At 37.5% G+C, this 19,343-nt stretch carries 20 protein-coding genes; all 20 read left to right on the forward strand.

What is annotated here, in order from left to right; all coding sequences use genetic code 11:
• Window positions 1-83: 83 nt before the first annotated feature.
• The 20 genes from ftsY (at window position 84) to QKW49_RS01305 (ending at window position 19,265) form a co-directional block, all read left to right on the forward strand.
• Entirely contained in the window at window positions 84-995 is a 912-nt protein-coding gene (ftsY, locus tag QKW49_RS01210; RefSeq protein ID WP_349239116.1) for a signal recognition particle-docking protein FtsY, read from the forward strand.
• A 26-nt stretch (window positions 996-1,021) separates the two neighbouring features.
• Window positions 1,022-3,751 carry a UPF0182 family protein gene (locus QKW49_RS01215; protein ID WP_282865777.1) on the forward strand — a complete coding sequence of 910 codons (2,730 nt, stop codon included), beginning with the start codon at window positions 1,022-1,024 and terminating at the stop codon, window positions 3,749-3,751.
• A 105-nt stretch (window positions 3,752-3,856) separates the two neighbouring features.
• Window positions 3,857-4,228: a YlxM family DNA-binding protein gene (ylxM, locus tag QKW49_RS01220; protein ID WP_282865778.1), complete on the forward strand. Its 372-nt coding sequence runs from the start codon at window positions 3,857-3,859 to the stop codon at window positions 4,226-4,228.
• A gap of 15 nt (window positions 4,229-4,243) precedes the next feature.
• Complete coding sequence (gene ffh / locus QKW49_RS01225; protein ID WP_282865779.1) at window positions 4,244-5,581, forward strand: signal recognition particle protein; 1,338 nt, start codon at window positions 4,244-4,246, stop codon at window positions 5,579-5,581.
• Window positions 5,582-5,618: 37 nt separating this feature from the next.
• On the forward strand, window positions 5,619-5,891 hold the full coding sequence (rpsP, locus tag QKW49_RS01230) for a 30S ribosomal protein S16 (protein WP_282865780.1): 273 nt from the start codon (window positions 5,619-5,621) through the stop codon (window positions 5,889-5,891).
• A gap of 80 nt (window positions 5,892-5,971) precedes the next feature.
• Entirely contained in the window at window positions 5,972-6,202 is a 231-nt protein-coding gene (locus QKW49_RS01235; RefSeq protein ID WP_282865781.1) for a KH domain-containing protein, read from the forward strand.
• Between the two features lie 57 nt (window positions 6,203-6,259).
• Window positions 6,260-6,772 (forward strand): ribosome maturation factor RimM, encoded by a 513-nt coding sequence (gene rimM, locus QKW49_RS01240; RefSeq protein WP_282865782.1) that lies wholly within the window; start codon window positions 6,260-6,262, stop codon window positions 6,770-6,772.
• Window positions 6,772-7,497 carry a tRNA (guanosine(37)-N1)-methyltransferase TrmD gene (trmD, locus tag QKW49_RS01245; protein ID WP_282865783.1) on the forward strand — a complete coding sequence of 242 codons (726 nt, stop codon included), beginning with the start codon at window positions 6,772-6,774 and terminating at the stop codon, window positions 7,495-7,497. Before rimM ends, trmD begins: the two co-directional genes overlap by 1 nt.
• Window positions 7,498-7,674: 177 nt before the next feature.
• Window positions 7,675-8,016 (forward strand): 50S ribosomal protein L19, encoded by a 342-nt coding sequence (gene rplS / locus QKW49_RS01250; protein ID WP_282865784.1) that lies wholly within the window; start codon window positions 7,675-7,677, stop codon window positions 8,014-8,016.
• Between the two features lie 126 nt (window positions 8,017-8,142).
• Complete coding sequence (lepB, locus tag QKW49_RS01255; protein WP_282865785.1) at window positions 8,143-8,754, forward strand: signal peptidase I; 612 nt, start codon at window positions 8,143-8,145, stop codon at window positions 8,752-8,754.
• A 273-nt stretch (window positions 8,755-9,027) separates the two neighbouring features.
• Window positions 9,028-9,876 carry a ribosome biogenesis GTPase YlqF gene (gene ylqF, locus QKW49_RS01260; RefSeq protein ID WP_282865786.1) on the forward strand — a complete coding sequence of 283 codons (849 nt, stop codon included), beginning with the start codon at window positions 9,028-9,030 and terminating at the stop codon, window positions 9,874-9,876.
• A 433-nt stretch (window positions 9,877-10,309) separates the two neighbouring features.
• Window positions 10,310-11,089 carry a ribonuclease HII gene (locus tag QKW49_RS01265; RefSeq protein ID WP_282865787.1) on the forward strand — a complete coding sequence of 260 codons (780 nt, stop codon included), beginning with the start codon at window positions 10,310-10,312 and terminating at the stop codon, window positions 11,087-11,089.
• 10 nt (window positions 11,090-11,099) lie between these two features.
• Window positions 11,100-12,632: a flagellar hook-length control protein FliK gene (locus QKW49_RS01270; RefSeq protein WP_282865788.1), complete on the forward strand. Its 1,533-nt coding sequence runs from the start codon at window positions 11,100-11,102 to the stop codon at window positions 12,630-12,632.
• A 2-nt stretch (window positions 12,633-12,634) separates the two neighbouring features.
• A complete protein-coding gene (locus tag QKW49_RS01275; protein ID WP_282865789.1) occupies window positions 12,635-12,937 on the forward strand; it encodes an EscU/YscU/HrcU family type III secretion system export apparatus switch protein in 303 nt (100 codons plus the stop codon).
• The gene (locus QKW49_RS01280) at window positions 12,924-13,301 is read left to right on the forward strand and encodes a YraN family protein (RefSeq protein ID WP_282865790.1); all 378 of its coding nucleotides are present in this window, start codon (window positions 12,924-12,926) and stop codon (window positions 13,299-13,301) included. Before QKW49_RS01275 ends, QKW49_RS01280 begins: the two co-directional genes overlap by 14 nt.
• A gap of 18 nt (window positions 13,302-13,319) precedes the next feature.
• A complete protein-coding gene (locus QKW49_RS01285; RefSeq protein ID WP_282865791.1) occupies window positions 13,320-14,264 on the forward strand; it encodes a dipeptidase in 945 nt (314 codons plus the stop codon).
• A 138-nt stretch (window positions 14,265-14,402) separates the two neighbouring features.
• The gene (locus QKW49_RS01290; RefSeq protein WP_282865792.1) at window positions 14,403-15,602 is read left to right on the forward strand and encodes a pyridoxal phosphate-dependent aminotransferase; all 1,200 of its coding nucleotides are present in this window, start codon (window positions 14,403-14,405) and stop codon (window positions 15,600-15,602) included.
• Between the two features lie 83 nt (window positions 15,603-15,685).
• Entirely contained in the window at window positions 15,686-17,116 is a 1,431-nt protein-coding gene (gene purB, locus QKW49_RS01295) for an adenylosuccinate lyase (RefSeq protein ID WP_282868028.1), read from the forward strand.
• Window positions 17,117-17,235: 119 nt separating this feature from the next.
• The gene (gene proC, locus QKW49_RS01300; protein ID WP_282868029.1) at window positions 17,236-18,054 is read left to right on the forward strand and encodes a pyrroline-5-carboxylate reductase; all 819 of its coding nucleotides are present in this window, start codon (window positions 17,236-17,238) and stop codon (window positions 18,052-18,054) included.
• A gap of 143 nt (window positions 18,055-18,197) precedes the next feature.
• Complete coding sequence (locus tag QKW49_RS01305) at window positions 18,198-19,265, forward strand: DUF3866 family protein (protein ID WP_282865793.1); 1,068 nt, start codon at window positions 18,198-18,200, stop codon at window positions 19,263-19,265.
• Window positions 19,266-19,343: the final 78 nt, after the last annotated feature.

Below are 19,343 nucleotides of genomic sequence, written 5' to 3' on the forward strand. Positions count from 1 at the left end.
TTCCTTTAATTATTAACTATTCACTATTAATTATTAATTAATTTAAAAGTTTTGGAGGTATAAATATGGCAGAAGAGAAAAAGATGGGTTTTTTTGCCCGGTTAAAGGAAGGGTTAAGCAAGACGCGTAGTGCAATTACAGAAAGAGTAGATGAGGTAATCAAAACCTTCAAGAAGGTTGATGAAGAGCTTTTTGAAGAACTGGAAGAAGTATTGATCACAGCGGATGTTGGTGTTAACACTTCGATGGAAATCATTGGAAGACTCAGAGTAGCTTGCAAGGAGAAAAAAGTCGCGGATAGTTCTGAGGTTAAGACATTGTTAAAAGAAATCATGAGTGAGATGTTGATTTCAGAAGATAGTCACTTGAATGTGGCAGGGAGTCCATCGGTGATCATGGTAATCGGGGTAAATGGCGTAGGAAAGACCACATCCATCGCCAAGATTGCCAATAAGCTTAAGAATGAAGGAAAAAAGGTACTGCTTGCTGCCGGGGATACTTTTAGGGCCGCGGCAATAGATCAGCTTCAGATATGGGGAGACCGGGTAGGAACCGATGTGATCAAGCATCAGGAAGGCGCCGATCCTGCGGCTGTGGTGTATGATGCGATACAGGCTGCAAAATCCCGAAAGATGGATGTTGTTATTTGTGACACTGCCGGAAGATTACATAACAAAAAAAATCTTATGGAAGAGTTAAGAAAAATATTTAAAGTAGTGGATAGGGAATTACCCGATTCATCCCGTGAAGTACTGCTGGTATTGGACGCTACAACAGGTCAGAATGCCGTGAATCAGGCAAAGCTGTTTAACGAGGTTGCGGAGATCACAGGGATTGTGCTGACAAAACTTGATGGCACCGCAAAGGGCGGTATTGTGATTGCGATTAAGGCAGAGCAAAATATACCGGTAAAATTAATCGGTGTTGGAGAAAAAATGGATGATTTACAAGAGTTCAATTCAAAGGAATTTGTAGACGCACTCTTTGGAGAGTAAAAATACTATGAAAAAGGTGACGGTAAATGATTTATGACTACTATAGACAAAAAAACAGGAAAAGTTATATTGGGTTATTGATAATTGTTTTAGCACTTATATCTCTGATTATGATTGGGGCGCTGCTGTTCGGCATATTTACCGATTATATTCAGATAAAAGAAATCGGCGAGAAATATACCAGCGTATTTTGGACTAATTTTAATGTAAAGATTGTCGCACAGGTAGCAAGTTTTTTGCTGGTATTTGTTATTTTTCTGACCTCAACAATGATCATAAGAGCGAATATGCTATCAAAAGACCAGTCACTTGAGATATTAAAAAAACTGTCTCTTATTATACTGCTTAGCTTTATCATCTCTTTTATTGCAAGTACATTCATAAGAGAAACGGTCTACAACCGATTTTTAATGTTTTCAAATGCGCTTGCATTTAATAAGACTGACCCGATTTTTAATCAGGATATCGGTTACTATATTTTTCAGAGGCCATTTTTGCTTTCTGTAGTAGACAGCTTATTGGGCATATGGTTATTTCAAACAGTTTACACGTTTTTTCTCTATTCGGTATTATATGTAGTTACCGGGTATAGAACCATAGGAGAAATGATCTATGAGAAAGGGATTATTACACACAATCTTATCAATGTAGTGGTTTTCTTTATCATTAAGGCGGTTACATATAAGTTTAAATCGGAAGATATTCTATATTCCACAGTTGGTGAAGTAGTGGGAGCAGGATATACCGATGTCAATGTGTGGTTGAGATACTATAAGGTGGCCCCCTTTATTTTGATTGCAATTGTTATCATCACTATTATTTTATTAATGCGTACCAAGATCAAATACGCATTAATGACGGTTGCGTTGTTTCCGGTCATATGGATTGTTGCTGTCGCAGCTGCCGGGGTCGTACAGACACTCGTTGTGTCACCTAATGAAGTGGCGGTAGAAGAGCCATATATAAAGCACAATATCGACTTTACCAGAGCGGCTTACAATCTTGAAAATATTATAGAAAAAGAATTTCCTGTCGACAACAATTTAAGTGCGCAGGATATCGCAAATAATAATGTTACCATTAATAATATCAGGATTACCGATTTCCCTGCCACATTAACCGTATTGAACCAGCTTCAGGGAATAAGAAACTATTATAGATTTGTAGACACGGATATTTCGGTATATGACATAAACGGCGCGCCAACAGCGGTATTTCTGGGAGCCCGTGAATTATACAAAGAAAATCTGGATGATGCCGCTAAGACATATATAAATAAAAAATTTAAGTTCACGCATGGCTTCGGAACGGTCATGAATCCCATTAACCGAATCACCGAGCAAGGGCAGCCGGAGTTTATCATAAAAAATATTCCTCCCAAATCCTTTGAAGGTGCACCGGAGAATACACAGCCACGGATTTATTATGGAGAACTTACCAATGATTACGTCATTGCTAATGCAAAAGGTCAAAAAGAGTTGGATTATCTAGAAGGCGAAGTGGCGGAGGAGTTTACTTATGATGGGGATTCGGGAATCAAGCTGAGTTTTTTAAATAAGCTTATTTTTGCCATTAGATACGGTGACTTAAGAATGCTGGTATCCGGATATATTACTCCTGAAAGTAAAATACTTTTGAACAGGAATATTTTGCAACGTGTTCAGAGGGTAGCACCGTTTTTGAATTTTGACGATGATCCTTATATCGTGATTGATGCGGAAGGAAAACTAAAATGGGTGGTAGATATCTATACGACTTCCGGCTATTATCCTTATTCCCAGCTTAGCGGTGGAATCAACTATGTTCGTAATTCTGCCAAGGCGGTGGTAGATGCTTACCAGGGTTCTGTGGAATTCTATATCACGGATGAAACAGATCCGTTAATCAATGTCTACAAAAGCATTTATCCTGATTTATTTAATGAAGATCCTCTGCCGGAAGATATTGCGCTGCATGTACGCTATCCGGAACAATTATTTAAGATTCAATCCAGGATCTTCAGGCAGTACCATATGACAAATCCGGTAGCGTTTTATAACAAAGCGGATTCCTGGGCCATCAGTCAGGAACAATATATAGATGAAATTAAAGAGGTAGATCCTTACTATAATTTGATGAAATTACCCGGTGTTGAAGGTGGGCAGGAGGAATTGGTTTTAATGATTCCTTATACCCTGGTCAATAAAGAAAATATGGTTTCCTGGCTGGCAGTAAGGTCAACAAAGGATAATTATGGTCAGATGGTACTGTATAAGTTTCCTAAAGGCATTAATGTTTACGGCACCATGCAAATTGAAAACAGGATAGAGAATAGCCCGGATATTTCCCGTGAACTTTCATTGTGGGATCAGGGTGGTTCATCGGTGATTAGAGGAAACTTGCTTGTCATCCCGGTAAACAATTCACTTTTATATGTTGAGCCCATATATATCACTGCAAGCAATGAATCTTCATTGCCGGAAGTGAAAAGAATCGTTGTAGCGTATGGGGAAAAGATTGTAATGGAGCCCACCTTGGACCGTGCACTTGAAGTGCTGTTTGGTGAAGATGGTCAGGGGCCGCCCGATACTCGTCCCGATACAGGTGATACCGGTATAGATGATAATATTAAACAAGTGATCGAAAGAGCGCTGAATGCTTTCCGGGATATGAAGGATTATACCCAGAAGAATGATTGGGAGAACTTCGGGAGAAAACTCAAGCAATTGGATGACATTATGGACATACTTCAGCAGAGAAAAAATGAACTTCAATAATTTTATTTTTCAAAACGCTTGACAAATTGATTAAAAACCATTAAAATTCATGTGTAAAGGTTAAAGCCTTTACACATGAATTTTGTATTGATAAAGTGTGGTAATATGAGTAAAAACTTAGAAGTAAGCATATTATATGATTTTTATAAAGAACTTCTTACAGACAAGCAGGCTGATGTGATCGACCTGTATTATAATCAGGATTTGTCTTTAAGTGAAATAAGCGAACATATGAATATTACACGTCAGGGTGTAAGAGACTGCATAAAAAGAGGAGAAAAAATCCTTTTTGATTTGGAAGAACGGCTTGGACTGGCCAGTCGGTTTTTATCCATACAACAGAAAATAAAAATGGTAAACGAAACGATACAACATATAGAAGATATAAATAACAGCAGAATAATGAATACAGAGTTGAAGAAAAAAATTGATATCGTCAAAAATGCGATGAACGATATTTTTGAAAAAGTATATTAGATTGGGGATGTATGAATGGCTTTCGAAAGTTTGGCGTCGAAGCTGCAGGAGACGTTCAAAAAGTTAAAAGGCAAAGGGAAGTTAACTGAAAAAGACGTAAAAGATTCAATGCGTGAAGTGAAGCTTGCGCTGCTTGAAGCTGATGTAAACTTTAAAGTCGTTAAAGATTTTGTAAATAAAGTAGCTGAAAGAGCCGTAGGTTCGGAAGTGCTTGAGAGCCTCACGCCGGGTCAGCATGTCATAAAAATCGTAAATGATGAACTTACCGCGTTGATGGGTAGTGCGCAAAGCAAGATTGTATTTTCGCCAAAGCCTCCCACCGTGCTAATGCTTGTGGGACTTCAAGGGGCAGGTAAGACGACTACCTGCGGAAAGCTCGCCGGGGTATTGAGAAAGCAAGGGAAGAGACCTTTATTGGTAGCCGGAGATATATACAGGGCAGCTGCTATTAAACAGCTGCAGGTTGTGGGCGGTCAGTTGGACATACCCGTATTTTCCATGGGAGATAAGAATAGTCCTGTAGATATAGCAAAAGCAGCGATACAGCATGCGAATTCTCACGGCAATGATCTTGTTCTTATTGACACTGCCGGCCGGCTCCATATCAATGAAGAGTTAATGGATGAATTAAAAGATATCAAGCAAGCGGTTAGACCCACAGAAATTCTTCTTGTGGTGGACGCGATGACCGGACAAGATGCGGTGAATGTTGCAGAAAGCTTTAATGCCCAATTAGGGGTAGATGGTATTATACTTACCAAGTTTGATGGGGATACAAGAGGTGGAGCTGCGCTATCGGTTCGTGCGGTAACCGGAAAGCCTATAAAGTTTATTGGAATGGGTGAAAAGTTAAGCGATCTTGAGCCGTTCTATCCTGATAGAATCGCTTCCAGAATCCTTGGAATGGGAGATATTCTAAGTCTGATTGACAAAGCCCAAGAAGCTTTTGACCAGAAAAAAGCGCTTGAGATGGAGAAAAAGCTGCGTACACAGCAGTTTACCTTTGACGACTTTTTAAGTCAGTTGGAGCAAATGAAGAACATGGGGCCGCTGGACCAGATACTGGGTATGATGCCGGGGATGAATAATAAAATGCTTAAGAACATTGAAGTTGATGAGAAACAACTGGACCATGTTGAAGCAATCATAAAATCCATGACCAAAAAGGAAAGGGAGAACCCATCCATTATCAACTCAAGCCGTAAAAAGAGGATTGCCGGAGGCAGTGGTACCAAGATACAGGATGTTAATAATTTATTAAAGCAGTTTGAACAGATGCAGAAGTTAATGAAGCAGTTCGGTGACCCTAAGAAACTGAAAAAAGGCAAGATGAAATTTCCGTTTATGGGTTAATATAGATCTTTTTACATTGTAAAGGAGGTGAAAAGTAATGGCAGTAAAAATCAGACTTAAAAGAATGGGCGCGAAAAAAGCTCCTTTCTACAGAGTGGTTGTTGCAGATTCAAGATATCCAAGAGATGGAAGATTTATTGAGGAAATCGGTACTTATAATCCTTTGACAAATCCTGCAGATGTGAAAATTGATGGGGAAAAAGCAGTTAAATGGTTAAAAAATGGTGCGCAACCTACAGATACAGTGAAAGCTTTACTAAAAAACAACGGTATTTTAGAAAAGTTTGAAGAAGCAAAGAAAAATGCCTAACACTCGGAATATGTGCAAAGCTTATTATTCGAAAATAATATTTTCGAATAATAAGACAACCCATTGGAGGTGTAGCAAAGTTGAAGGAATTATTAGAGGCTATTGCAAAGTCATTAGTAGATTATCCTGACGATGTTTCTGTAAATGAGATAGAAGGGGAACAATCAATTATTCTTGAATTAAGAGTAGCTCAAGCTGATATGGGGAAAGTGATCGGCAAGCAGGGTAGAATTGCTAAAGCCATCAGAACCTTAGTCAAAGCTTCAGCTACCAAAGAAAATAAGAGAGTAATAGTCGAAATACTTCAATAACTGTGGGGGAGTGGAGAGGCATTTTCTACTCCCGATTTTAATTTTTTGGAGGCACTCATGAGATGTGAACAGTTGGAAGTCGGAAAAATCGTAAATACCCACGGTGTAAGGGGCAGTGTGAAGGTGATCCCCTTAACAGATGACCCGACACGTTATGAGCAGCTGGATTGGGTATACATCCAACAGAATGGAAAACTTGAGAAAATATATATTGATGATGTAAAGTACCAAAAGAACAATATTATTTTAAAGTTCAGACATGTCAATACCATTGATGATGCAGAGAAATTAAAAAATAAGATGCTTCTGATTGACAGGGACAAAGCAGTTAAACTTCCAGAGAATAGGTATTTTATCTGTGATTTGATAGGATTGGAAGTGAAAACGCAAGAGGGCCAGTATCTTGGTAAAATCAGCGATGTTATTTCCACCGGAAGCAGTGATGTTTATATCATAAAGCCTTTGGAGGGTAAAGATATTTTGATACCTGCGATAAAAGAAGTAGTCATTCAAATAGATATTGATAATAATTCCATGATTGTAAAACCTCTAGAAGGACTGATAGAATAATGCGTTTTGATGTACTCACGCTATTTCCTGAAATGTTCCATGCCGTAATGGACCATAGTATAATCGGACGTGCAAAAAAAAATAATATCGTTGAACTTAACTTTATTAATATAAGGGACTACTCTGAGGATAAACACAAGAGAGTAGATGATTATCCCTACGGTGGCGGAAGCGGCATGGTCATGCAGCCGGCTCCGATTTATAATGCATTTGCGAGTATCACGCACGGTTTGTCATACAAACCAAAAGTGATTTATATGACACCGCAAGGAAAAACCTTTACACAGTCGTTTGCAAAAGAATTAGTTACAGAGGAGCACTTGATTATATTGTGCGGACATTACGAAGGAGTAGACGAAAGAATTATAGAAGAGATCGTAGATATCGAGCTTTCTATCGGAGACTTTGTTCTAACCGGAGGAGAAATTCCCGCAATGGCAGTCATTGATGCAGTATGTAGGATGGTCCCGGGTGTGTTGGGGCAGGAGGAATCTTTTAAAGAAGAATCTCATTATTCCGGGTTGCTGGAATATCCTCAGTATACGAGACCACCGGTTTTTTTAGATAGAGAAGTGCCGGAAGTATTATTATCCGGTCACCATGCCAATATCGAAAAATGGCGTAGAGAACAGTCGCTTTTGCGTACCTTTCACAGGCGGCCTGATCTACTGGATACTGTGCTGCTAAGTGAGACTGACAATAAAATTTTAAGTAAATTAAAGTAGGGTGTATTTAATGAAGTTGATGAAACAATATTTATCAATTTAAAAGTATATACCTGTTATATTAAAAAAGTATTGTATTATTATACACTATATGATATACTACTTTAATGTGTAGAACGGACGGTCCTCTGTTGTAAATGTGCAGCATGAACGTCTACGAAGGAAGGAGGATTAATGATGGATGTCATTAAGGGTTTAATAGAAGAACAGTTAAGAAATGATCTCCCTAAGCTTGTAATCGGAGATACAGTAAGAGTTTATGTAAAGGTTAAAGAAGGCGCTAGAGAAAGAGTTCAGATGTTTGAAGGTACCATTATCCGTAAAAAACACGGAGGTATTCAGGAAACATTTACAGTAAGACGTGTATCTTACGGTGTTGGCGTTGAAAGAACTTTCCCTGTAAATTCTCCAAGAATCGATAGAATCGAAGTGGTAAGAAAGGGTAAAGTTAGAAGAGCAAAACTTTATTATCTTCGTGATAGAGTTGGAAAAGCTGCAAAAGTTAAAGAAAAGATATAAACATAAAAAGGGACTTGATAGTCCCTTTTTAGCATGTTAAAGTGATATTGAATAAATATAAGTGATAACTTTCATAATAATTAGATAGAAAAGAATTAGATCTATTATTGATCTTTGGAGGTTAATATGGATAAAGAGCATTTTAATATTGAAAACAACGAAAACGATATTGCTCAAGAAACGTCACAGCAGTCGGTTCCGGTTCAAGCCTTTGATTATAAAAAAGAAATAAGGGAATGGGTGCAAGCTATTGTTATTGCGTTAGTCATAGCATTGGTGATCAGAACTTTTGTATTTTCATTAATTAGAGTGGATGGACAATCCATGGTTCCTACACTGAACCATAATGACCGTTTAATTGTAGTAAAATTGATGTATAAACCCAAACAGGGAGATGTTATTATCCTTACTCCTCCCATGCATAAAGATACACCGTATGTTAAAAGGGTGATCGCGTTACCGGGGCAAACGGTTGATATTGATTTTGAAAACCATGTTGTGAAGGTAGATGGAAAGCCATTATCTGAGCCTTATATAAATGAACCCATTGCACAAAGGGGAGATGTGAAGTTTCCTCAGACAGTTCCGGAGGATACTGTTTTTGTTTTAGGAGATAATAGAAATAATAGCCGGGACAGCCGATATAGTGATGTTGGAATGGTACCGTTTAAAGCGGTAATGGGTAAGGCAAGCCTAAGGATTTGGCCTTTAAACCGTTTCGGATCAATATATCATTAGTTCACGGTTCACAGTTAACAGTTCACAGATGATTCAAAATAACTTATGAATTAAAAGGGAAGCAATAGAACCATCCGAGACCACTGAAAAAGTCCGATTTAGCACATAGAGGAAGTCGGACTTAGGGACTGGTCTGCTGTCAGGCCTGGTTTTTGGCCGGACTGCGGCCCTGTCCCTATGTCAGATTTCCGAACGATAAGCACTTTTAAAGTTATTTCGTACCGTTCCTATGCTTCCTGATAGGACAGACAAAGCTTGGAGGCAGAAAGTAATATGAATATTCAATGGTATCCGGGTCATATGGCGAAAACGCGACGAATTATGCAGGAAAGTCTTAAGCTGGTTGATATAGTCATTGAGCTTGTAGACGCTCGCCTGCCGCTGAGCAGCAGAAACCCTGATATTGATAATATTGTGGGTAATAAGCCGAGACTAATGGTGATGAATAAAAGCGATATCGCCGACCCGACTTTAAATAAGGCATGGATGGCTTGGTTCAACAAGAATAACATTAATGTTATCTTAGCAGATTCTATTACAGGAAAAGGATTGAATCAGATTTCTGATTATTGCAGAGAGATTTTAAAAGAAAAAATAGAACGTGAAACTTCAAAGGGAATGGTAAATAGAGCCATTAAGCTCATGGTTGTTGGAATTCCGAATGTAGGGAAATCATCTTTTATCAATAAGCTTGCAGGAAGAGCCAGTGCCAAGACAGGAGACAGGCCGGGAGTAACGAGAGGGCAGCAGTGGATTCGATTAAAAAGCGGATTTGAGCTATTGGATACGCCGGGGATCTTGTGGCCTAAATTTGAAGATGTTCAAATAGGAAGAAAACTTGCGTATACAGGAGCGATAAAAGACGAGATCATGGATATCGAAGAGTTGACATGCAGTTTGCTTGAGTTCTTGAGAAACAATTACCCGGAAAAACTAAAAGAACGGTACAAACTGAATGAAATATCGGATTTGAGCGGGTATGAGTTGCTTACTAATATAGGTAAAAAAAGAGGATGTATTGTTTCGGGTGGAGAAATAGACACTTTCCGAGCTGCCGGAATTATATTGGATGAATTTAGAGGAGCAAAAATCGGAAGTATGACCTTGGAGAAGCCAATATAGCATTAGGTTATCAATAGGACCATTAGAGAGAATAAGCACATAGAGAAAATCGAACATGGGGACTGTCCCTGCTGTTTGCATGGTTTTGGCATAACAGAGGGACTGTCCCCATGTTTGGTTTTCGAACGATTCAGCACTTTTTTACAATTTGCTTTGGTCTTCTATTCCAGAGTGGTTGTCTTATTTTTTAAGTAATTTTGCAGGATAACCGATATATTTATAGAATAATTAATATATAAGTTGAATTAAACATTTGAATCGGAACGGCACAGGGGCCGTTCCCTACATAGAACACCAAATTCCATTCATACATGATTTTCAATTCGTAGGGAACGCCCCCCGTGGCGTTCCGTTGACTTGCAATATCCAATTATTTAATTCAACTTATATAGTATGAAAATGATTTGATCTTGATAATATGGGAGGCAAATAAATGGAATTTTCCAATATGAATATTAAGGAGATAGATAAATTTCTGGATCAATTAGATATAGAGTCTATAGAGCAAAATATACCTCTTTTAAATAATGACTCCCGTGCTGCGGTACATAAGCTTATCACAAAATACAGTAACAGAGTTGCCAAGCACTATCACGAGCTTGAACGAATTAAGCAGCTCTATGCATTTGAGGAAAAGCTCTATACAAAAGGGTTAAAGCATATTGCCGGTGTGGATGAAGCCGGACGGGGACCGCTTGCGGGTCCGGTATTTGCAGCTGCGGTCATATTAAAACCCGGTACAGTTATAAAGGGTATTAATGATTCCAAAAAACTCAGTGAATCAAAAAGAGATGCAATATATGAAGAAATTATTAAAAAAGCAGTAAGCTATAGTGTTGCCAGTGTCTCGGAACAAGAAATAGATAAGATCAATATCCGGAATGCCGCATTTCACGCAATGGTAAAAGCTGTTGAGAATTTAAGTACTTCGCCGGAATTTGTATTAATAGACGGTGATGCCGTAAAAGGGATATCGGTACCATACCAATGTATTGTAAAAGGTGACAGTCTGAGTATTTCCATCGCAGCTGCATCCATTCTTGCAAAAGTATCAAGGGACCGTTATATAAAAGAGTGTGATAAAATCTATCCTCAATATGGATTTGCTGCACATAAAGGTTATGGTACAAAAGAGCATATAGATTCAATTAAGAAATTTGGACTATGTCCAATTCATAGAAAAACCTTTACTTCAAAATTTATTAATGTATGATGGTGATAAAATGAGAATTGATGGATTTACAGGTCTAAATCAATTAAACGTATCCAATACCGGAAACTTATTAAAAAACGCAGATATCGGAGATGTTCTAAGAGTGCAGGTGACAGGTATTTCTTCTAAGATGCTCTCTTTAAGAATGCCCGATGGAAGTTTTATCAGTGCTGCCAGCCTGGTGCCTTTAGAAGTAAACCTAGGCGATTTTTTAGATTTATATATTAAATCCAAAGATGAATCACAGGTATTTGTTGAAATCGTAAAAGAAGAAATGGGGCAAGCGCTTAATACAGATAGTATTAAAGAAAAGCTCTTATCTATATCCATACCGCCGGATTCAAAGAATGTACAAGTTGGTCGTGAAATGTCCAAAAATGAAATCCCGTTAACCAAAGAGAATTTTCAAAATCTTACAAGGCTTTTAAATGATTTTAATAAAACAACTGCGGACAAGCTGACTTTCTTATTGGGAAATGACATTCCTGTTAATTCAAAAAATTTAACTGTTCTTAGCCAACTAACACAGCAAAGACAGGTTTTGGGACAAAGTCTTCAAAAATTGGTTATTCAATTGGAAGATATGGTACAAACAATATCTAAAAATCAAATAGAAGGTACACAGCAGTCTGATATAAATTATAAGCCGCAAGTGACGTCTGACAATAGCGCTACTACGAACGACATAAGCGCTTCTAAGGATACCGGCAGCTATACTAAAGATGGCAATACAAAACTTCCGATTGAAGGTATGGAAAATAATAGGATTAATGTTACCCAAAAACAACCTGCTGTTGACCAACAGCAGATCATATCTAAAGATGGACAGGTACTCCTGCCCGTTGATCATAAACTGATAAGTAGTGATGTAGATAATAAAGCGGAAATAAAAAACTTGTTAAAATTGATAGATCCTGCTGAGATGGAGAATATCGAGAAACTTACGAAGAATATCTTTAAAGTCATAGATAAAACTAACGCTGATCTATTGCCCGAGCAGATTAATGGTGAAAAGAATATAAAAGAAATTGAGCAATTATTGAAACAGATTGAGTCCGTAATAAAAAATATTGATACGCCTGAAATACAACAACTAAAGCATACTATGAGTCAGGTTGAAGATAATTTGAATTTCTTGAATCAAATAAACCGCTTTTACAGTGTTGTTCATATTCCTATTAACATCAATGATTATAATAGTACTGCTGAGTTGTATGTATTTAAAGATACTAAAAATAAAAAGAAAGTCGATCCTTCTAATGCGTCGGTCTTTATTTCACTGGATACTGCTAATCTGGGACTGGTAGAGGCGTTAATTAATATTAAAAATAAAAATATTGAATGCCATTTTCAAACAGATGAAAATGATACACTTGCATTTGTAAAAAATAATATTACTCCGCTATATAGCTTATTAGATAGTTACGGATACAAGCTTGTGAAGGTGACCTATAAAGAAATAGCCGAAAAAACAGATCTATTAAATGTGAAGCAAACACAAAGCCACATTAATAAAAAGTATTCTTTTGATATGAGGGTGTAAAAATGAGAAAAGATAAGGATACGATGAAAAAGGCGGCAGCCATAAAGTATGATCCTGCTTCAGGGGATAAGGCACCAAAAGTGATTGCTTCGGGAAAAGGAAGAATAGCGGAAAGTATTATAGAAAAAGCGGAAGAAAATAATATTCCTGTTCATAAAGACCCTAAACTAGCCCATATGTTGAATTTACTTCAAATAGGCGATGAAATACCGCCTGAGCTATATGAAGTGGTTGCGCAAATTCTGATTTTTGTAAGTGATTTGGATAAATTAAGGGGAGAAGTTAAGAAGCATGACAGTTTATAAAAAACAGATAGGTGCGTTAGGGGAACAGGAAGCAGCAAATTATTTAATCAAGAATCATTATACAATCATTGATAAAAATTTTCGCTGTCGGCTTGGTGAAATAGACATTATCGCCAGAGAGGGTGAATATATTGTCTTTATCGAGGTAAAAACCCGTAAGGATTGCCGGTTTGGAATTCCCGCCGAGGCAGTAGATTATTATAAAAGAAATAAGATTATTCAAATTGCTCAGTATTATCTTATGCAAAAAAGAATGCACGGGAGAAATATAAGATTTGATGTTGTAGAGGTAATCGGTTGTGTTACCGGACATAAGCCGGATATAAAATCGGTAAGGGTGATCAAAAACGCTTTTCAAGCGTAAAAGATTAGGGGGAATTGTATGCACAACTACATTGTTTTTGATGCACATTGTGATACCATTACAAAACTGATGGAAAACGGACAGGATTTATATTCCAATGATACACATTTAGATATCCGTAGAATGAAAAAGTACAAAGGATATATCCAGATGTTTGCCGCATGGATTGCGCCGGAGTATTCTCCCCATAATGCATTAAAAAGAACCATGCAAATCCTGGATGAATTTTTTAGACAAGTCGAGAATAATAAAGAACATATTGCATTTGTTAAAGATTATAAACAAATGATGGAAGCAGTCAATAATCAAAAGGTGGCTGCTTTTGTTTCTGTTGAAGGAGGCGAAGCACTACAGGGAGATTTGCGTGTTTTGAGAATGCTATACCGTCTAGGTGTACGAAGTATCTGTCTCACTTGGAACGGACGAAATGAGATTGGAGATGGGGTTGGAGAAGAACAGACCAATGGAGGGTTAACCAACTTTGGCAGAGAAGTAGTTGAAGAAATGAATAGACTAGGAATGATCATCGATGTATCGCACCTTTCACCTGCAGGGTTTTGGGATGTAATAGAACTTTCCAAACAGTCTATTATAGCATCTCACTCCAACTCGAAATCGATTTGCGGTCATAAACGCAACCTCACCGATGAACAATTTATAGCTATTAAGAATAATGGAGGTATGGTAGGTATCAATTTTTATCCTCCATTTCTTAATCAAAGCGATGAGGCTGATATGCTGGATATTTTAAAGAATATTGAGCATTTTATGGGGCTGAATGGGGAAAATAATATTGGTCTTGGTACGGACTTTGATGGTATAGACACCACGCCAAAAGATGTCATTGGTGTAGAACAGTTGGATGCTTTATGCAGCAATCTTTTGAGGTTAAATTACAGCCAGCAGCAGGTAGAAAAGATCATGGGGAAAAATTTTATGAGGTTGATAGAAAAAATACTATAGTTATGAATTATTTGCATAAAGCTCTTGCATTTTCATTGTAATTATAATAATATAAATATAGTAAATTTCGAATAAATGAATGTTATTAATGCGGATAATGCATTGGTTAAAATTATATCAATGGAGGTATATTTTTTTATGAATCTCAATCTTTCTGAAAAGGCAATTTCTATTAGCCCATCATCTACATTAGCTATAGATGCGAAATTTAAAAGCATGAAAGCAAAGGGAATAGATGTTGTTGGCTTTGGTGCCGGCGAGCCGGATTTTGATACCCCTCAGCATATCAAAGAAGCTGCTATTAAAGCAATCAATGAAGGCTTTACAAAATACACACCTGCTGCAGGGATGCCCGGATTAAAAGAAGCTGTTTGCAGGAAATTAAAAAAAGATAATAATCTTGCGTATAGTCCGGAGCAAATTGTTATTAGTAATGGAGCGAAGCACTCTCTGGTGAATGTATTTACTGCCATCTGTAACCCTGGAGATGAGGTAATCATCCCTGCTCCTTTCTGGGTTAGTTATCCTGAAATGGTAAAGCTGGCAGATGGTGTGCCTGTGCTTTTGCCCACTAATGAAAAAAATCAATTTAAATTTACAATTGATGATTTAAAAAAGGTAGTGACATCTAAAACAAAGGCTTTAGTACTGAATAGCCCAAGTAATCCTACCGGTATGATATATACAGAGGATGAACTAAAGGAAATTGCGGAATTTGCGGTGCAGAATAATATATATGTTGTTTCTGATGAAATCTATGAGCACCTTATTTATGATGGCTTAAAGCATGTGAGTATCGCTTCTTTTGGAGAAGCTATCAAAGATTTAACCATTATTGTAAATGGCGTATCAAAAACCTATGCGATGACAGGTTGGAGAATAGGATACACCGCTTCAAATGCCAAGATCGCGAAGGTAATGGGCAATGTTCAAAGTCATGCTACTTCCAATCCGAATTCTATTGCGCAGGTAGCTGCCATCGCAGCTCTAGATGGTCCGCAGGATGAGATTGAAGAGATGAAGAAGGCATTTGTTGAAAGAAGAAACTATATGGTAGATAGAATCAACAGTATAGAAGGTTTATCATGTTCAAAGCCGCAAGGCGCATTCTATGTCATGATGAATATCAACAGTACCTTTGGTAAGGAATACTATGGAAAAACAATTAATAATTCCGACGAATTTGCGGATCTGTTATTAGAAAAAGCCAATGTGGCTTTAGTTCCCGGTTCCGGTTTTGGTGCAGAGGGTTATGTCCGTTGGTCTTACGCGACTTCCATGCAAAATATCGTAGAAGGATTAAATAGGATTGAAAAGTTCTTGAACAATGAGTTATAATAGAGTATAAAATGAGTAGTGGATAGTGGTTAGTAATGAAACCATTGTTTACTACTCAAACTTTTGCAGAAAGGAAGATCGCATTGAAAAATACTTATGAAAGTCCTTTGAATTCCAGATATGCAAGTAAAGAGATGCAACAGCTTTTTTCCCCTGATATGAAGTTTAAAACATGGAGGAAGCTATGGATCGCACTTGCTGAAGCAGAGAAGGAGTTAGGACTTAATATATCTGATGAACAGATCGGTGAACTGAAGAAGTTTCAAGATGAAATTAACTATGAAACCGCTGCAAAACGGGAAGCGGAAGTCCGTCATGATGTAATGGCGCATGTTTTTGCATATGGAGAGCAGTGTCCTAAGGCAAAGCCTATTATTCATTTGGGGGCGACATCATGTTATGTTGGAGATAATACCGATATTATTATTATGACCGAAGCACTTAAGCTAATCAAACAAAAGTTGGTCAACATCATAAAATTACTGGCTGATTTTGCAATGGAGTATAAGGATTTGCCTACTTTGGGATTCACGCATTTTCAGCCTGCCCAGCTTACAACCGTAGGCAAAAGAGCATGCTTGTGGCTTCAGGAATTATTATTGGACTTGGAAGATGTGGACTATCAGTTGTCCAAAGCCAAATTGCTCGGTTCTAAAGGGACTACCGGAACACAGGCAAGTTTCTTGGAGCTATTTGACGGAGATCATGAAAAAGTTAAAAAGCTGGATAAAATGATTGCTGAAAACATGGGATATTCCGATGTGTTTCCTGTTTCCGGACAAACTTATTCCAGAAAACTGGATAGTCAGATGCTCAACGTATTAAGCGGCATTGCGCAAAGTGCTTATAAATTCAGCAATGATATCAGGCTTCTTCAACATCTCAAAGAAATCGAAGAACCTTTCGAAAAGAATCAAATTGGCTCTTCGGCGATGGCATATAAGAGAAATCCTATGAGAACCGAAAGAATTTCTTCTCTTGCACGCTATGTCATAGTAGATGCATTGAATCCTGCGATTACCGCATCTACACAATGGTTTGAAAGGACTTTGGATGATTCTGCCAATAAACGGATCAGTATTCCTGAAGCGTTCCTTGCAGTGGATGCGATCCTTGGAATATATATCAATGTTGTAGATGGATTAGTGGTATATCCTAAGGTCATAGAGCAGCATATCAACCGTGAACTGCCTTTCATGGCTACCGAGAATATCATGATGAGTGCTGTTAAAAAAGGCGGAGACCGGCAGGAGCTTCATGAAAAGATAAGGATTCATTCTATGGATGCCGCAAAACAGGTAAAAGTGGAAGGAAAGCATAATGACCTTATTGAAAGAATTGCTGATGATGAAACGTTCAATTTAAATCTGAATGAACTTAAAGCAATTTTGAATCCTAAGGATTTTGTAGGCAGATCCCCTGAGCAGGTCGAAGAATTTGTAAATGAGTATATTCAACCGATTCTTAAAGAGAATGAAGCACTATTGGGTGTAAAAGTAGAACTAAAAGTATGATGTGTATCAAAAAGAATATTCAATACTCGTGAAAAAGCGCATTAGCGCTTTTTTGTTGCCTTTTGATAGAAAAAATAGTAAGATAATATATAAAAAAACTTGGAGGGAATTTTATGCAAATGAATAGTATGAATATAGGATTTATAGGGGCGGGTAACATGGCGTCCGCAATCATGAACGGTATGATGAAAGCAGCCATTGTAAATACAAAGAATATTTATGTAAGTGATATGGATACTGAGAAATTGAGTATATTACAGGACAAAGGCGTAAATACTAATATAAATAATACCATTATAGCAGAACACAGTGATATCATTATTTTAGCAGTTAAGCCTAATATTTATAGTGCTGTGCTAAAAGAATTGAGTACAGTTTCAAATATACATAAAAAAATTATTGTATCCATTGCAGCAGGGATCTCTATTAAATATATTAAAAGCTTTTTTGACTGTGAAGTAAAAGTAGTTCGAACTATGCCAAACACACCTGCATTAATCGGAGAAGGAATGACAGTAACGTGTTTTGAGGAACCGGTCAGCAAGGATGAATTTGAAATAGTGAATCAGATCTTTAGAAGTATAGGGAAGGTAGAATCAATAAGTGAAAATTATATGAATGAAGTCATTGCAGTGAATGGAAGCAGTCCGGCATATATTTATATGATGATTGAAGCAATGGCTGATGCGGCTGTAATGAGAGGGATTCCTAGAAATATAGCGTATAATCTTGTGTCGCAATCGGTTGCAGGGGCAGCAAGAATGGTGATGGAAACCGGTAAACATCCGGGAGAGCTTAAAGACGCAGTTTGTTCTCCGGCAGGAACTACCATTCAGGCAGTATACCAACTTGAAAAAAGCGGATTCCGCAGCGCATTGATGGATGCAATGGAAAAATGTACTGAAAAGGCGATCGAACTTGGGAAAAAATATAGCTGAGAAGTCACACTAAGTATATTACATATCAGCTCAGAATCATAGGGGACTGTTCGAGACTACTGAAAAAGTCAGATTTTCGAACGATAAGCACTTTTTCAGTGATTTCGGACTGTTCAAAAGAAATTTAACAAAGGAAGATTCATTTGATTAGAAGCAGGACAGCTGTTGTAGATAAAATCCTGGAACAAAACGATGAGATTACCGAAATACTGATTAGCAGTGAAGAAGGCCAGAAGAAAGCGATCAACTATAGCCGTATTGCCGGTCCGGTGAAAGTAGGCGATAAGGTGATCACCAATACCAATGCCACCTATTTAAATTTAGGAACCGGTGGTTATGATTATGTAATTGCAAATCTCACTAGCCCAATAAATAATTTTTCATCCGATAAAGGGCATATCATAAAACTCAGATATACACCTATGCAAGTTAAATGTTTATCTATTGAGGAGATAGATAGTCCGTATCATCTAATAATTAAAGATCGGGATTCGGTAAGTGGAATGAAAGTAATCATTATTCCTTTACATAGTATGCTCTCCCCCACGGTACATATATTAAAGCATTATAATAAATCATTAAAAATTACATATATTATGACTGATAGTGCTTGTTTGCCCTTATTCTTCAGTAAAATGGTGCGGACATTAAAAGAACAACAGTTGCTGGATTTTACCATTACGTCAGGACAAGCTTTCGGAGGTGACCTTGAAGCGGTAAACTTTTATTCTGCCTTATTGGGAGCAAAATACATTTGTGAATGCGATATAGCAATTATCGGCCCCGGACCGGGAGTGGTAGGTACAAATACAAAGCTTGGTTTTTCCGGTGTTGAAGGGGGATCTATTATTGATGCTGTCAATTTAATGAACGGAGTACCCTTCTATGTGCCGAGGATAAGTTTTGCTGACCAAAGAGAAAGGCATTATGGCATCAGTCACCATTCTCTTACTGTTTTAGGAAAACTTACGTGCTCCGGTGCACATTTAGCGGTTCCGGTTTTTAATGAGGAAAAAGAGAATGTCATTTTCCAACAAATCAATAAGCATCAAATACACCAAAAACATGATATTTCCCGTATTGATGAAAATACTTTAAGTATTTTAGAGCAACGTAATGTGCAAATAAAAACAATGGGAAGAGGAATAGCGCAAGATCCTGCTTTCTTTAGAACCATCGGTAGTACAGCAGTCTTCGCATTAAATATGTAACTATGGATAATTATTTTTTAAAAAATTATGTAATTTTTCTCCTTTTCGGTGCATAGAATTTTTATGTAAGCATTGGAG

The organism is Petroclostridium sp. X23 (assembly GCF_030013905.1).
Taxonomy (GTDB): Bacteria; Bacillota; Clostridia; order SK-Y3; family SK-Y3; genus X23.